The organism is Nocardia sp. bgisy118 (genome assembly GCF_057708605.1).
In genome coordinates this window covers 104,926-122,031 of the sequence record NZ_JBYISM010000015.1, presented here as the reverse complement: position 1 = coordinate 122,031, position 17,106 = coordinate 104,926, and the positions used below count along the sequence as shown (strand labels likewise).

At 64.6% G+C, this 17,106-nt stretch carries 7 protein-coding genes; all 7 read right to left on the bottom strand.

Features of this window, described 5'->3' with window-relative positions; genetic code table 11:
* Positions 1-552: 552 nt before the first annotated feature.
* Positions 553-1,047, bottom strand: a complete 495-nt coding sequence (locus AC3EO7_RS19740; RefSeq protein ID WP_435592056.1) for a flavin reductase family protein — start codon at positions 1,045-1,047, stop codon at positions 553-555.
* Between the two features lie 243 nt (positions 1,048-1,290).
* Positions 1,291-2,046, bottom strand: coding sequence for a sterol desaturase family protein (locus AC3EO7_RS19735; protein WP_435592019.1), 756 nt, complete (start codon positions 2,044-2,046; stop codon positions 1,291-1,293).
* Positions 2,047-2,437: 391 nt separating this feature from the next.
* On the bottom strand, positions 2,438-3,661 hold the full coding sequence (locus AC3EO7_RS19730) for an acyltransferase family protein (protein ID WP_488186279.1): 1,224 nt from the start codon (positions 3,659-3,661) through the stop codon (positions 2,438-2,440).
* Between the two features lie 71 nt (positions 3,662-3,732).
* Positions 3,733-5,424, bottom strand: a complete 1,692-nt coding sequence (locus tag AC3EO7_RS19725) for an FAD-dependent oxidoreductase (protein WP_435592017.1) — start codon at positions 5,422-5,424, stop codon at positions 3,733-3,735.
* A 47-nt stretch (positions 5,425-5,471) separates the two neighbouring features.
* Positions 5,472-6,071, bottom strand: coding sequence for a class I SAM-dependent methyltransferase (locus AC3EO7_RS19720; RefSeq protein ID WP_435592016.1), 600 nt, complete (start codon positions 6,069-6,071; stop codon positions 5,472-5,474).
* Positions 6,072-6,154: 83 nt separating this feature from the next.
* Positions 6,155-13,897 (bottom strand): type I polyketide synthase, encoded by a 7,743-nt coding sequence (locus tag AC3EO7_RS19715; RefSeq protein WP_435592015.1) that lies wholly within the window; start codon positions 13,895-13,897, stop codon positions 6,155-6,157.
* Positions 13,894-17,100: an amino acid adenylation domain-containing protein gene (locus tag AC3EO7_RS19710; protein WP_435592055.1), complete on the bottom strand. Its 3,207-nt coding sequence runs from the start codon at positions 17,098-17,100 to the stop codon at positions 13,894-13,896. Before AC3EO7_RS19710 ends, AC3EO7_RS19715 begins: the two co-directional genes overlap by 4 nt.
* Positions 17,101-17,106: the final 6 nt, after the last annotated feature.

Sequence of the window (17,106 nt, the reverse complement as noted above, 5' to 3'; positions counted from 1 at the left end):
GCCCGAGCCGCCTCCCAACGGAGCCCTATTGCAGCGCCCGCCACTCGATGCGGTCTGCGAGATCCGGATTGCCGAAGACCACACTGGCGCGGCAGCAGGCCGAAGCTCTCCGCGAAGCCCTGCAGTGGTACGCCTCACAGCACCCTCCCGACTCCGCTGACCGACCTCCCGCATCCACGTGCCGCCGAGCCGCGGCGACCCCTACTCCCTGCCTGACACATATAAGACCATTCGGTCTGCATGTTCGATGTAGTCGAGTAGGGCAAGATCAGGGGAATACAGCGGTACCGGCTCGCCGCAGCCATCGGGCAACCATCAACGTTCTGGAGTAGGACCGGGCGATGGCCGAGCTCGCGGTGCCGGTCGGTCCGGCGTCGCCGAGTCCGCCACCAGCACTGCCGATCTGGTACGCATCCAAGAATTTGCGGCTCAAGCCATCCGTCGGCACCGAATCCTGGTCGGCATGGCCTCTTACCCACCGAACTCGGGCAGTTGATCGACGCCGTCGGTGCCACCGTCTACACCTTCGTCTTCCGGCGTTACTGAACAAAACTACCCGTGGCTCGACGCGGTCGGGTCACTCGGCGGCAAGGGCACAGCGCCGTGGTATTTCCCGTTCTGATAGATGAGAGGCGCAGGCAATAACTTGCCATCAGACGGTACCGATAGGTCCCGTACAAGTCCAAGAATTATTGTGTGATCACCAGCTGGAATTCTTTGCTGGACGCCAACTCGGAGCCAGACTCGAGTTCCCGCGAGAAGTGGTTCTCCGGAAGCCAGATGCGACCATTCCGTCTCCGGCGAGAATCGCTCGGTAATTCTGCCCGAAAACCGCTCCGCAAGGTGTCGTTGCTGGTCGCTCAAGAAATGTATGAGGACAGAATCGGTCAGTTGCATTGCTCGCAGACAGGTGGATCTATTAGAGATATTGAAAGAAATCAGCGGCGGCTCGAGCGAGACCGAGGCCACGGAGCTTGCCGTGAATCCAGTCGGCCCGGATGCGGAGTTCATAGTGATGATGGTTACCCCAGACGAGTGAGCCCGCATTGCTGTTCGAAACAAGTCGCTCGTGATCAGCAGCGAGTTGCTCCCGAAAGCCCTCTCCGAGTTCGATCCGTGCGTTGATATATGCATTTCGATCCCTGGTCATTCTATTCCGTCTGGCCCGGTAACGAAACGGGCCACCGCCTGGAGCACCAAGCCCGCTACTCCCGCTTTTCGTGGTCGTCGCCTGGTCACCATGGGCACCACGACGTTCCAATCGGCTGATTGAAAAGGCGCTACTCAGCTTCAGCCTGGACGGCCCAACACGTGCCGCAGCCGGGCTGACCAGTTGCTCGAACTCCGAACGTCCCTCACAAGGGAGACGAGCTCACCATAGTTGACCACTAAGGGGTTGAATGAGTCAACATCATGAACCGTTCCATAAAGAACAGGCTCACGCTCGGCGGTAAAGGTTCCAAAAATGCGATCCCACAAGATCAGGATCCCTCCGAAATTCCGATCCAGATATTGAGCGTTCGAACCATGATGCACGCGATGGTGTGAAGGCGTATTGAAGATGAACTCCACAGGCCCCGGCAACACGCCGATACGCTCCGTATGCACTGGTATCTGATAAAAAAACACCATTACGTACGAGAGACCGATCATCCAAGCAGGAAAACCGATCATCGCCGCTGGCACAAATGCCAGACCGCGCAGGGTAAATATTCCTGGATACAGCCATGGGCGACGCATTCCAGTCGATAGATTGAAGTATCGACTGGAATGATGCACGCTATGTGCGACCCAAAGAATTCGAATCTGATGATCGGCCCGGTGCGCCCAGTAGTAGCATAAATCAGTTACCACCAGGCCGAGCGGCCATACCCACCAGCCTGATGGAGACAAATGGAAGGGGGTGACCGATTCTGCTGCCTGCGCAAAAGAGAATGGTATCAGGAGCTTCGTGAAACCACGAGTCAACATGTCGGCAGCAAGCGTTGCCAGGCTAGTCGCGGTATCCCTCCACTCGTAACCTTTATTTGAATTGTTCTTGTACACAAATATCACACCCTACAAAATCGGGAGGCAACCGACCGGAGCCAACGAGTTGATCGACAAGGAAATCTCCCCGAAGGGAGCGCGCCCGGTCCCCTTTGTCACTGACCCGCATCCCTCCTGGAGGATATTCGCCATGTCCAGGGTCGGCGAAGGGCTTACTCGGCACTGCTCCCGTCGTACACGCCCCCCAGCCGTAGCCAGGCATTCGACGGCGCCATAAATCTAGGTCGGTACGTTTACAAGAGATATCCACCCGCAGACTTCTGGCCGACGAACTCGTATGTGAGGCCGTCGATTCGGCGGACAATCCTAACCATTCCGAGATCCTTTCTAAGCCCTCATCTATTGCATTCATCGACAAAGGCCGTATCCCGCGTCAGGCTTGCGTACATTATTCCGTACGGGTCGATCTGCCCGAACCGATCGGATACCGACGTCCGTTCAGCAGCTCGCCCACAAAAGTGGGCCGCACCAAAAAGTGATAACTGACCAACAGTGTGAACAATGTCGCGACGAGGATCATTGCGAACTTGACACTCCAATGCAAGGGCCAGCCCTCTACGACCACCTGCAGTGCCATCACCAGCGGTACGTGGGTGAGATATATCCAGTAAGAGGCGGTGCTCAGGTACCGGCGCCATGCGCTGAATCCGGACATGAGACGCTGCGCGAGACCGACGAGTGCAAGCACCCATAGCCAGCTCGCCAGGCAATACCCAAACGCGTACAGAAGTTTCGAACCACCCTCCATGGGCACCATCGTCAGCGAGCCGTCCACCGTCGCAAGAAATGCGCTGGGTACGAACCTTCCAGTCGCTGACACCGCTGTGGTGGCGATGATCGCGAGCAGCAGATATGTTGGCCAACGCGCCCGCCAGGACAGTAGAACATGCATGTTCTTATGCGCGAACCACCCGAGCGTGAAAGCCGTCCCGTAGCCGATGAGTACCGGCGGCTGTGGTACGAGATCCATTACCGGTGCTGGATATCCGCCCCACAGGAACCACGGTGAATAACAGAGGAATCCCAGCGTCACCGGAACCGCCAGCACCAGAGGCTCGATATGCAACCGGGTGATCCCGTTGAAAACGGCTTCCACGGAGGCCCGAACGAACTGACCGGCCCGCGGAAATATAGTGAACAGTCCGTACAGCCCCGTGGTGATCAGCAGGAACCAATACAGGAGCCAAAGGAACCAGAAGTGCGCCAACGGGAACGGCACGACATTGTGTTTGTGAACGACGCTGTGCAGATGGCCGGTCCGCTCCCGCACGATGACCAGAACGGCTATCAACGGCAGGACGGCCAGCCAGGCGAACAGCAGCGGAAGCAAAATACGCTTGGCACGCGACCGTAGAAAGTCACGGCTGCTCGAGTTGCGCCGCAACTGCATCCGGGCGAAGAATCCGGCAAGCATGAAAAAGGTTGGCATGTGGAACATATGAATAATGAATGCAAGCAATCCCAGGAAGTGACTTGGGCTGCGATCTGCCGCCACCCACCCCGCATACGCGAATCCGGGGATGAATGACAACGTGGTATGGAAGGCCACCCCGCCCAACTGCACCATTCCGCGCAGCGCGTCCAGAGAATGCAGTCTGCCAGATAGTTCCACCGGCGCCTCCTCGGCCGCCGGCGAAGGCACTGTACTCATAGAGATCTCGATTCTGAGCCGGAATGCGCCGCTTAGCTGACCGCCTGCGCACCCGATTCGCGGACTGTCGACTCGAAGATCTCTGACAGCTTTTGCCCGCTGTCCCAGTCGAGATTCAGCACACCGCAGAACGCTTCCTCACTCCACGGGCGGCCCGTCAGCTCGCAGAGCCGGTGCACCAGCGTGCCGCAGAAGATCGCGTACGCGCGGACATCCTCCTGCGCCTCCAGTTGCCAGTCCCGTGGTTCGTACACCTTGGCCATCAACGACGGGTCCTGGTCATAACCGGCGGAATCGAGGTACGCCCCCTCGTTGTGGTCGTAGTACTGCCCGGCCTGGTCGAGTATGGCAACGAATTCCTCGGTCAGCCGGTCCGCGGCGGTGAGCAGCCGCGACAGCTTCCCGTTCATCACGACGTTCTCGCAGTCGCAGCCGACGGGGTGAGTACGGGAGAACTTCAACACGATGCGGTGGTCTTCGAGCGCGTCGGGGACGATGCGGTTGTAGTAGACCCGGGTGCGCAGGGCGATCCACGCCGACCACGCGTCGAACGAACCGCGGAAGAGATAGCTACCGGGCGTGTTCAACAACTTCTCGTACCGGCTGCGGAGCCGAATATCGAAATGGAACACCATGCCGTCGATCTCGTCGCGTTTCCCGGCCATATCCGAGCCGATGTATTCACCGATGAGCTTGTTGTTCTCGGTGAACAGCCAGGATGTGGTGGCGAACATCGGATCCAGCATCGTCCCCGCGTTCCCGGTAAGGAACCAGCGATCAGCGGAGAACTGCAGTTTGGACAACCGAGCGAAATTGTCCCGACATCCGAAACTGAGCTGCCGCGCACCCTCGCCGAGCAGGTCCGCGACGGCCCGGTGGCCGCGCAGGAAGGCGGTCAACTCGGCGCCACTGCGCACGGGCGGCTCGACGTGGCGGCGGTCGTACACCACACCGACGCTGTATTCGGTCGCGCTGATCGGTTGGTACCAGATCCAGTACCCCCGGTACAGGAAATACCCCATCGCGCCGCTACGCCCCCAGTGTGGCACTCGGCGGGCCCACGCACCGTCTTCGGTGTCGAAATCGTCCAGGGAATGGCAACCGTCGAAGCGAGCCCAAGCGGCGGCGATCGGATTGCGATCATCGGTGGCGACCAGGTCGAGCATCCGGGTCAGCGGTGAACGTTCTCCGGCTGCGTCCACCAACCATCGGCAGTGGATCGTGCCCGCCGAGGTGCGTACCAGATGGCCGTGTTCGGCATCGAGGGTGATGGCTTCGGCCGGCGATTCACCGGGCTCGCAGTGCAGCACCCGGGTGCCCAGCATGACCCGCACCCCGCTGGCGGCGTTGAGATCGCACAGTGTTCGCTCGACCTCGGGCCGGTTGATCAGGTAGGTGGGAATCGGATGTGGGCGTCTACCGCCGATTTCCGACATCTGGACCAGCGGCAGGTCATGGTCCGGGGAATCGAAGAAGAACCGCAGACCGGACCCCACAATCTGGGTTTTCCGCAGATGCGGGCCCAGTTTCAGCATGCGGTTCGCGTAATTGGTGAACTCCTCACCGGAGTATTCGTCCAGGCCGGACGGAAATTCTGTCGCCTCCTCGACCACGACGATGTCCAGCTCCGGATACTGCAGGCGCAATTGCCGAGCGAGTGAGCCGCCCGGCAGCCCGGCGCCGATGATCAGGACATCGCAAGTGATGTCAGCGTCGATGGTCATATTTCCCCCAGGGGTCGAAGAGTGTGCGTGAGCGGGCGATGCGTGGGTCAGGATTCGCGGCGGGGACGCCGCGCAGCGAACAGCGCGACCGATCCGGAGCGCCGGATATCGACGTCGTGGAAGCGGGTGAGCAGCTCGTCATACAGGTCCGCCGTGCGGTCGGTCGTGTTATGGAAATGGCCGCGCAGGTTGTACTCGCGCAGCAGGTATCGGGCGATGGCATTGTGCGGGCCGTCGGACTCGGCGACCACCGTGGCACCGAATACAGTGCCGCCGGGAGCGAGCAGCGGCATCAGATGGTCGAAAACCACGCATTTGTCGGCAATGGTGCCAGGCAGGCAATGCAGCAGATAGGTCAAGCCGATCGAATCGAACGGGGCGATTTGCGACTGTATCTGTTCCAAGACGTTCTGCTCGTGGATCTCCGGGGTATACCGACTTGCCGCACGCGCTGCGCAGTTCAGGGAATGGCGGTTGATATCCATCAGCCCGATCCGCGGCTGCGTGGCTGGGTAACGGCAGTTGGCGACGTAATAGCCGGTTCCGACACCGACGTCGAGATGACTGGCGCTGACGTGTTGGTTGTAGTGATCCAGCAATCGCGAGGTCGGGCAGCGCCAGGCGAACCGGTTGCTGAAACCGAGCACGAAGAACCGGTAGTAGGCGAGCCCGCGCGGTGTGTAGGCCGCCTGGCCCTCGGCGATGCTCGCTTCCGTGATGTCAGTACTACTCACGAGATATTTCGTCCTTCTCGATCAATGAGGTGGCTGGTCAATAGCTGACCGATGGTGGCAACGTGCGGCGGCTCCAGCATGGATACGTGATCACCCGGTACGCGATGGGTGAGCAGCCCGCCGCGGGCCAGCGGCACCCACGCCGTGTCCGGCCGCGGCGGATCGATGTGCGGACGGCGTAGTTCCGCCAAGAAGTACAGGATGAGGCCCGGGTAAGGCTGCGGGTCATAGGCGTGCATAGCGGCCGTGTTGGCCCGATACACGGCGGTCACCTGGGCCCGGTACGCCTCGGCATGGTCGCCGGAGAGTTCGCGACCACCAGGTTCGGTGCCGGAGCCCTGGTCCGGGGGCATCTGACCAGGCCCAGGGGTGTCGAACAGGGCCAGCAGTTCGACGTCTTCACCGGCCGTACGCAGGCGGTGGGCGAGTTCCAGGGCGACCAGGCCACCGAATGACGCACCCGCCAGCCGGTACGGACCGTGGGGTGTTATTTTGCGCAGCTCGGCCAGATAGGCCTGCGCCATATCCTCGATCCGGTCCCTCGGCACCGCTTCGCCGTCGAGCCCAGCGGCCTGGAACGCATGGACCGGGACGTCCGGAGGCAGCACCGCAGCGAGTTCACGATAGAAGTAGACGCTGCCCCCGATCGGGTGGATCAGGAAAAGCGGCGCGCAATCGGGCACTCCCTCATTCAAAGTGACGAGGGTCCTGATGGCCGATGCAGCCGGGTCGGAATCGGCGAGCAGTACCGCCATTCCGGCCGCGGTAGGGGCGTCCAAGACGGCATGGCTCGGCAGAGTGACACCGAAAAGTTCGGCGACAGCGACGACTACCTGCAGAGCCAGCATGGAACTGCCGCCGAGCTCGAAAAAGTCGTCATGCACACCGATCGGGCTGATACCGAGAGTCTGTTCCAACACCGTGACCGCGCGGCGCTCGGCTTCGGTGCTCGGTGCAACGTATGGAGTGCGCAGGGCTGGACGCGGGTGAGCTATGCCCGGACTCGCCGTCCGGGACCCGTCCGCACCGCCGCCGCTCGACATCTGCCTACCACCCACCCGCCCCGGCGGATCAATCCAGTACCGCTGGAGATCGAACACATAGGTGGGCAACGGAACTCGGCGCGGACTGCGATCAGCATGCAGAGCTGCCCAGTCGACCTCGACACCGTGCAGCCACATCTGTGCCAGTGCTTCCCTGGTTGCACGCATCGGGTCGGTGCTGGTCATCGTGACTACCGTGTGGTCGATGGCTTCCGGCAACGAGGCTCCACCGAGATCGAGCAGCACGACATCAGGTTCGCTCGCGAGAAGTTTGCTCACATCCGGTCTTGTGTGTGAGTGCCGACGTCCGGTCCAGTAGGCCGGGCTCATTGCCTGCTCGTCGGCGATCCACTCACCGGTAGCGGTGGATGCGAACCGCACCTTGGGACGCTGCGGTGTGATCGCCGGAGCTGTGCCGGTCCCCGAGTAGCAGGCAAGTCGCACGGCCTCCGCCGCTGACAGGACTCCGGCGACCACCGCGGTCGCGTACTCGTCGTCGCCGATCACCGCGCATGGCCGGATACCCCAGGACTGCCACAATCGAGCTAGTGCGATCGACACGGCCGTCGCCACCAGCGGCGCGGAGTTGCCGGCCCGGACCAGGGTGAGTAGATCGAGGCCGCATTCGCGCTCGGCAAGGGTGGCCATTTCTGTGATAGCCGTGCGAAATACGGGTTCGTGGTCGAGAAGCCCGCCGAGCGGGTACGAACCGAGCAAGAATACGACCTGCGCGCGCGGTCGCGCGGGGACGGGCTGGGCTGCGGCGAGCAGGTCGGCGCATTCGGCCCGGTCCCGGCCAACCGCCGCCACCCGGTATCCGAACTCGTCCCGGCCCGTCTGCGCGGTGAACGCCACATCACTGAGCGTCACCTCGTAGGGTGACCCGGTACCGCGCAGGAACTCGGTCAACCGCGCCCGCTGACCCAGTACCGACTCCGCCGACTTCCCCGAAGCGACCAGCACCTCCCATCGATCGCCGCCAACCCACATCGGCGCCACCGCTGGGGGCTGTTCCACCACTACATGCGCATTCGTGCCACCGATGCCGAACGACGACACCCCCGCGCGCCTCGGCCCGTCCGAAGACCATTCGCGCAGTACATTATTCACGAAGAACGGGGACGACGCGAAATCGATGGCCGGGTTCGCGGTATCGAAGTGCAGGCTCGGCGGCAGCCAGCCGCGTTCTACGCACAACACGGCCTTGATCAGCCCTGTCACCCCCGCCGCCGCATCTAGATGCCCCACATTCGATTTCACCGAACCCAGCGCACAGGACTCCGTAGCCACCGCACCCGCCGCCCGGAACGCCTGCGACAGCGCCGCGACCTCGATCGGATCACCCATCGGTGTTGCCGTCCCGTGCCCCTCCACCAAGCCCACCGAGTCGGCGTCGACCCCGGCGGCCCGCAAGGCCTCCAGCACCACTGCCGCCTGTCCACCCACGCTCGGTGCCGTGAACCCGACCTTCCCCGCACCGTCGTTGTTCACTGCCGAACCCCGGATCACCGCGCGCACGCTGTCGCCGTCCCGCATCGCATCCGACAGACGTTTCAGCACCACCACGCCCGCGCCGCTGGTGAACACGGTGCCGCGCGCATCGGCACTGTAGGGGCGGCACTTTCCATCCGGAGAAGTCATACTGCCCTCGACATGGAAATAGCCACTGCGTTCGGGGGTGCGCACCTTGGCTCCAGCGGCCAGCGCCACATCGCAATCCCTGGCGATGAGGGCGCGACAGGCCTGCACGACGGCGACCAGCGACGTCGAGCAGGCGGTACCCACGCTGACTGCGGGGCCACGCAGATCGAGCCGGTAGGCGACGGTGGTGGCCGCGAAATCCTTCTCGTTGCCCAGGCCAACCAGTGTCGGGTCGATTGAGGTGTCGTCGCGGTGCGGGATCAGGTTGTTCAGCAAATAACTGCTCAGCGCGGTACCCGCGTACACACCGACCCGGCCCGGATATTCGCGAGGCCGGTATCCGGCGTCCTCCAGCGCCTCGTACGAGCAGGTCAGCAGCAGCCGCTGCTGGGGATCCATCAGTTCGGCCTCACGAGGTGTGAAGCCGAAGAACGCCGCGTCGAACAGGTCGACACCCTCGGGGGCTCCCGCCACGGCGACATAGGTGCCCGGTGTGCCCTGCGCGGATTCGGCCGGCTCGTCGGTGGGCACCAGGGAATCGACGCCACCCATCAGATTCGCCCAGAACTCGTCCGCTGACCTTGCCCCTGGCAGGCGCAATGCCATACCGATCACGGCGATGTCAGTGTCCGCACCATGGTCACCGACCGTGACCGAGTCCGAGAGATCTGCTACAGCAGTCTTGGAAAGATGCGCGGCCAGCTGCGAAATAGTCGGATACCCGAACAGGTCTGCCACCGACACGGTGACCTCGAGGCGCTGCCTTACCTGCCGCCCCGCCTCCAGGATCAGAACCGAGTCGCCACCCAATTCGAAGAAGTTGCCGCTGCGGTCGATCTGCTCGCGACCGAGCAAACCCCGCCAGATCTCGATCAGGACCTGCTCGACCTCGTCCGCGGTCCTGGTGACCACGGGACGTTCGACGGCGGCCCCGATGCGGTGCCGATCAGCACCCGACGCCAGCCGCCCCGGCAAGGTTTCGGTGGATACGATCACCCGACGCAGCCCGCAGAACAGGGCTCGTTCGAGGGCACCTAGCGCGTCCGATGCCGGGAACCCGGCCCGCTCGTGCCCGGCATGTGCCCGCACTACTTCCTCGGGTAGCCGGTTCGTCGAGGCCATACCTGTGTCCCACCAGGTGTCCCAGTCGATGACGACGGTATTCGGCGGAGCCTCCGCGGAGTTGGCCCAAGCGTCGGCGAAGGCGTTTGCAGCACAGTAATCGAGCTGGCCGAAGCCGCCGAGTAGCGCACTCACTGAGGAGAAGACGGCGAAGAAATCCAGGTCCCGGCCATGCAGGGCGGCAGCGAGGGCACGGGTGCCCAGCGTCTTGGGTGCCAGTACCCGACGCACGTTCTCGGGGATCTGGAACTGTGCCAGACCGCCACCGGCGATCCCGGCGGCGTGCAACACCCCGTGGATCACACCGAAACGCCGTTCGACCCTTGTCACCGCCGCGGCGACTGCCGCAGCATCGGTGACGTCGGCAGTTTCCACCACCACCTCGGCGCCGGCCGCCTCCAGGGCTGCCACCAGCGCGGCACGGCCGTCCGGATCGGGTTCACCGGCCGCCGGAACGGGAGTGCGGCCGAACAGCGCCAAACGGACAGGCCCCAGCCCGGTCAGATGCTGTGCTACTCGCGACCCGATACCGCCGAACGCACCCGTGATCAGGTATACGCCGTCCGGGCGAAGGGACGTGCGAGGCGATGCGCGGGTGAGCGGCTGTACCTGTTCGACCAGCCGTGTGTCGCCACGTATGGCGACGAACGCATTCGGCAGACCAGCCGTCAGCTCGGCTATCAGTGCCGCGGCGGCATCCTCGGCGGTGCACGCACTAGTAGCCTTCTCAGCCGTGCCGACATCGATGGCGGCGGCGCGCAGGCTGGGGTACTCCAGCGGCAGCGTCTTCACCGGGCCGAGCACCAGCGCGGCCTCCGGTTCATGCACGATCCCGTCGGCCGATGCCTGACCTCGGGTCACTGCGGCCAGCCGGATGGTGCCGGACCAGTCGGACAGGCCGAGGGCACGAGCCAGCGCGATCGGGCCGTCCACACTCACGACCGCAGGGTCGTCACTCCCGGGATCGGCCGACCACAGGTAGACGAGATGACGCAGCGGGGCTCCAGGGAGCGCGGCGTAAAGTCGCTCGGCGTCAGCGCTGTCGCCCAGCCTGACCTGGTAGGCATCGGCGCCGAGCCTGGCGAAGCCGGGGCCTCGGACCACGGTGGTTACCCGATGCGAGCTGGCGCGCAATCGGGTCAGCAGAGCCTCGCACAGGGGGGTGTCGTCGGCGAACACGATCCACTCAGCGCCCGGGCCATCGATCGGCTCCGGCCGCGGCTGTGCTCCGAAGACATGTCGAAACAGCCGGGCGGTCGACACTGGCGCAGCACGAGGACGGTCGATCCAATGCCGCTGGGAGTCGAAAGCGTACGCGGGCAACGGAACCCGCCGCCGGGGCCGGTCAGCGTGCAAGCCGGCCCAGTCGATGTCGGCGCCGTGCACCCACAGTCTTGCCAACGCCTCACGCACGACACACAGGTCATCGGCGGTTGACTGTTTGCGGCGCATCGAGGTGACCGTGACCCGGCTGCGGGCCTCGTCATGCTCACGCAGCATCGTGGTACCAACGGCGCTGGGGCCGACCTCCAGTATGACTGCCTCCGGCTCATCGGCCAGCAGCCGGATCACGTTGCCGGAGTAGCGAACCGCGCTCCGGACCTGACTACCCCAGTACTCCGGGTTCAGTGCCTCCTCATCGGTGATCCAGGTCCCGGTGACATTGGAACCGAACCGGATCGACGGCCGATGGAACGGTACCGTGCGCAACCTGCGGACGAACTCGTCGAGCATCGGCTCCATCAGCGGCGAATGGAACGCGTGCGACGTGACCAGCCGGTGATGCCGGACGCCGGTGTCGACCAACCGTGCCGACAGTGCCGCCACCGCCTCCTCCGTACCCGACAGCACGGTCTGTAGTGGACTGTTGACTGCCGCGACCACACAGTCGCCCGCCAGCTCGGCGACGGCCGACTCGCCCAGCGCGACCGCTAGCATCGCGCCACGCTGCTGCGCCTGCATCAGATCGGCGCGCCAGCACACCACCCGCATCGCGTCTCGTGCAGACCAAACCCCGGCGACCGCGGCGGCGACACACTCGCCGATGCTGTGCCCGACCATAGCGGCGGGTTCTATGCCCCACGACCGCCACAGGGCGGTCAGCGCGTACTGGACCGCGAACAGCGCCGGCTGCACGACTCGGGTATCGACGAGTTCAGCGGTGGGGTCGCAGACCAGGGTAACCAGGTCGATGCCGAGTTCAGCGTGGGCGACCTCGGCACAATCGTCCACGGCTGCACGGAACACCTGTTCACCCGCATACAGACCGGCGGCCATTCCGGGGAACTGCGAGCCCTGACCCGCGAAGCAGAACGCCACTGGAGCATGCGGCGTGGCCGAGTAATCGCTCGAGTCGGTGCCGACCAGCCGTTCGGCGCATTCGGCCCCATACCGGCCCACCACTGCGGTCCGGTATGCGAATTCCCCCCGGCCGGTCTGCAACGTGAACGCGGTATCGACCAGCGATTCGGCGGCCTCGCTGCGCAGGTGCCGGGCCACGCGTTCACGGTGCCGGGCCAGCGATGCCCGCGACTTGGCCGAAAGTGGCAGCACCTGCCAACCGTCGGACTCGCCTGTGCTCGTGTTACCGGTTGCCGTGACCGGTGGTTGCTCCACCACCACGTGCGCATTCGTTCCCCCCATACCGAACGAGGACACCCCCGCTCGCCGTGGATGCGGTGAGACCCATTCCTGGAGAACGTTGTTGACGTAGAAAGGCGACGAAGCAAAATCGATGGCCGGGTTCGCGGTATCGAAGTGCAGGCTCGGCGGCAGCCAGCCACGTTCTACGCACAAAACGGCCTTGATCAGTCCTGCCACCCCGGCGGCAGTATCGAGATGTCCCACATTCGATTTCACCGAACCCAGGGCGCAGGATCCGGGATCCACCGCACCCGCCGCCCGGAACGCGTCGGTCAGAGCCGCCACCTCGATCGGGTCCCCCATCGGTGTCGCGGTGCCATGTCCTTCGACCAGCCCGATCGAGGCCGCGTCCACCCCCGCGGCCTGCAGGGCCTCGAACACCACCGCTGCTTGGGCGTCGACGCTCGGCGCGGTGAAACCCACCTTGCCAGCGCCGTCGTTGTTCACTGCGGAACCCCGGATCACCGCACGAATGCAGTCTCCGTTTCGTACCGCCTCATCCAGGCGTTTCAGTACCACCACACCCACGCCACTGCCGCCGACCGTGCCCAGGGCGGCGGCGCTGTAGGGGCGGCACCGGCCGTCCGGTGAGAAGATATTGCCTTCCTGGTAGCGGTATCCGCCGCGCTGCAGCACATTGATCGTCGCACCGCCTGCCAGAGCCACATCACATTCGAAATCCAGCAGGCTCCGGACGGCCTGATGCACGGTGACCAGGGAAGTCGAGCAGGCCGTGCCGATCGTCATGGCCGGACCGGTCAAGTCGAGCCGGTGCGCGAGATGGGTTGCCGCGAAATCCTTGTCGTTGAACAAAGACACCTGCCGGGCGAACGCGCCGAGCAGCTCCGCGCGCGGCAGCAACTGCGCCAGGAAATAGCTACTGCGGCCAATGCCGAGGAACGCGCCGACGGTGCCGTCCGCGCGGGCCGGATCGTGCCCGGCGTCGTCGAGTGCCTCCACAGCGACTTCGAGCAGGAATCGCTGCTGCGGGTCCATCAGCTCGGCCTCGCGCGGGGTGAACCCGAAATAGTCAGCATCGAAATTCTCGATACCGTCCAGCAGCCCGATCCGCCGCACGAGGGCCGTATCGGCCAGTACCGCGGGATCGTCATACACCGACAGCAGATCGTCCTCGGTCAGGTCGGCGATAGAGTCGACACCGTCGCACAGGTTGCGCCAGAACGTCTCTACATCGGGTGCGCCGGGGCAACGCAGGGCCATGCCTACTACGGCGACTGCGGTGCCGAGATCGTCCCCGGTCTCTCTGTCGTAGTCGTAGACCGTGGTCATCGAACGCTCCTCTCGCGCGCCGCGCGCCGACGTGCGATCCGGTTCTGCACCTCGGCGAATGCGGGCGACGCCTCCTCACCCGGCGCGACTTCCAGATGGCGGGCCAGGGCGGCGATGGTCGGATGCCGGAATAAGTCGGTGATGGCCAACTGGCCGGGGAAGACACGGCGCAACTGGCCGAACACCTGGGCCAAGGTCAGCGAATCGCCGCCGATGTCGAAGAAGCTGTCGTCGGCGCCAGGCTGTTCGATCCCGAGTACCGCCGTCCATACCTCGGCGACAGCGGATTCGATCGGACCGGACGGCACCCGAGAAGAACGCTGCGCCACAGTCGGTTCCGGTGCCGGCAGCGCCTGCCAATCGACCTTGCCATTGGGTGTCAACGGAATCCGATCCAGCACCAACACGGCGGTGGGGATCATGTACTGGGGTAGCACGTTACGCAGTGCATCGAGCAGACGACCAGGTTGCAGTGCGCCCGGCCCGAGAGTGGTTCCGACCGCGTAGGCAATAAGACGCCGCACCCCACGCTCGCCGGTGTACACCACGGAGGCCGCATCGGATACACCGTCCAGCGCGCGCAGCGCCGACTCGATCTCACCCAGTTCGATACGGAAACCACGCAGCTTCACCTGCCGGTCGTTGCGCCCCAGATACTCCAGCTGCCCGTCGTCGTGGCGCCGCACCAGATCGCCAGTGCGATAGAGCCGGGCGCCGGGAACCGATCCGAACGGGTCGGGGACATAGCGATCCGCCGTCAGCGACGGCCGCTCGTGGTACCCCTGCGACACACCGTCTCCTCCGAGGTACAGCTCGCCGGGCACCCCGACCGGAGCAGGGGCACCAGCGCTGTCGAGCACATACACCTGGCTTCCGCCGACCGGCACGCCGATCAGCGGTTTCCCCGAACCGCGGGGAATGCGTGCCCACGTCGAATACACCGTGTCTTCGGACGGGCCGTACAGATTGCGGACCAGCCGATCCGAGTCCTGCGCGTGCAGCCGGTCCACCAGGGTCCGAGGCAACGGCTCACCGGCCAGATTGACCGCGCGGACCCCGGCTGGCAGTCCGTCAGCGCGCAGCAGTGCATCCATCGCCGACGGCACGGTGTTGACCAAGGTCACCCGGTCCCGGCCAGGAGCCGATGGCAGAAGCAGCACGTTGGGCACCAATACCACTGCGCCGCCGGTGCACAATGGCAAGAACAGCTCGAATACCGACAGATCGAAGCAGATCGAGGTGGATGCCAGCGTGCCCGCCAGATCGCCCGGATCGAATTCCCGGCGGCCCCATTCCAGCAAGGCGCGTACATTGCCGTGGGTGATCCGCACTCCCTTGGGGGTCCCGGTCGATCCGGACGTGTAGATCACCATTGCCACCGACTGCTCATGCACCGTCGCGGCGGGCGACACCGCAGGATCCGCCACCACGGTGGCCGGATCGTCGACGAGCAGGATGCGCCTCGTCCCGGCAGTAATAAGATCCTGGGTGCTCGACTGGGCCAGCACAACCGGAGGCCGGGCATCGCCGACGATCTGCGCGATCCTGGACTCTGGATAGGCGGGATCAAGGGGAACGTAGGCGCCCCCTGCCTTCAGCACGGCCAGGATCGACACCGGTAGATGCGCCTCCCGTTCCAGGCACACGCCCACCAGCGTGCCATCGACCACGCCGGCAGCGCGCAAGCTACTGGCGAGGATGTCCGAGCGCTTATCCAGCTCCGCATACGACAGCACCTGCTCGCCGACCACCAGCGCATCGGCGGTCGGCGTGCGCCGCACTTGCTCCCGGAACAGCTCGTGCAACGCGAGCGCTCCGAAATGCGGCTGGACAGCTGGTGTGACGGCGGTGAGCACCGCCAGCTCCGGGCCGGTCAGCACCGGCAGGGTACGAAGCGTGCCCGGGGTGCCCGCAAGCGCCGTCAGCACGGTCTCGAGATGGCCGAGCATGCGCGTGATCGTGGCCGCATCGAATCGTTCGACGTCATAGCAGAGCTGCAGCGATAACTCATCGCCCGGCACCGCAGTGAGGGTGAGCGGAAAGCCGGGGTGCTCGGACATGGAAGCGTTCTCGACGGTCAACGGGCTGTCACCGAGCCGGGTGGTCGCGCCTAGGGGGACGTTCTCGAAGACGACGAGCGATTCGAACAGCGGCGTATCGCCGCGCAGACCCGCCCAGTTGCGGATGGTGCCCAGCGGGACATAGCCATGCTCCTCACGGTCCACCTGATCGGACTGCAGTTGCCGCAGCCAGTCGAACACGGGTTTCTCGTCGTCGACGAGAACCCGTACCGGCAGGATGTTGAGGAAGCAGCCAGCCATCGCGTCCGCGCCCTCCAACACAGGCGGCCGCCCGGCAACCACAGTGCCCGTGACCACATCGTGCTCACCGCTGTAACGGCGCAGCAGGATTGCCCAGGCGCCGAGCACGAAGGTGCTGAGGGTGATCCGTTCGCGCCGCGCCGCCCCGGCCAGCGCCGCGGTCGTGGCCGCAGTGAGCCGCGTGCGGTGTTTGCGGACCGAGCTCAGGCCGAGAGTGTCCCGTCCCAGCGGCCGATCCACGGCGAACGGGGTCGGCCCTGTCACCCCGGACAGCGTGCTACGCCAGTAATCCTCGTCCTTGGTCAGATCCCGCCCGCGCAGCCAGGAAATATAGTCCCGGAACTGTGGGGCGGGCGCGACCGCCGGGACCGCGCCACCCGCCAGGGCCGCATAGTCGCGCAGCACATCGCCGATCACGATCGGCATGGACCACCCGTCGGAGATGGCGTGGTGACGGGTCCAAAGCACACGATGTCGGTCCTCGGCCAGCCGCACCACCGTGATCCGCATAAGCGGCGCCTGCGCCGGATCGAAATCCTGCGATTTGTCCTGACCGATCAACTCGGCGAAGCGCCGCTCTTGCCGAGCTGGGTGCTCGTCCGACCAGTCCAGCTCCTGCCACGGCAGCTCCGCTGTGTGCCGGACCACCTGCAGCGGTTTGGGCTCTTCCAGCCGTACGAACAAGGTGCGATGCATATCGTGCCGGGCCACGGTCGAGGCCCACGCCTGCCGCAGCGCGACCGGATCCAGCGAACCACACAAGTCGAAATGCATCTGCACCAGATAGACACCGCTGCCCGGATGCAGCTGCGATTGCAGCAGCATCGCGCGCTGTAGCGGAGACAGCGGGTAGACGGCCTGGATATCGGCCCGATCGATCATCATCGG

Excerpts from the sequence above, each read along its gene's own strand:
- AC3EO7_RS19740 (WP_435592056.1), bottom strand. The coding sequence starts at position 1,047 with ATGCGGGCTCACTCGTCTGGGGTAACCATCATCACTATGAACTCCGCA.
- AC3EO7_RS19725 (WP_435592017.1), bottom strand. The coding sequence starts at position 5,424 with ATGACCATCGACGCTGACATCACTTGCGATGTCCTGATCATCGGCGCC.
- AC3EO7_RS19715 (WP_435592015.1), bottom strand. The coding sequence starts at position 13,897 with ATGACCACGGTCTACGACTACGACAGAGAGACCGGGGACGATCTCGGC.
- AC3EO7_RS19710 (WP_435592055.1), bottom strand. The coding sequence starts at position 17,100 with ATGATCGATCGGGCCGATATCCAGGCCGTCTACCCGCTGTCTCCGCTA.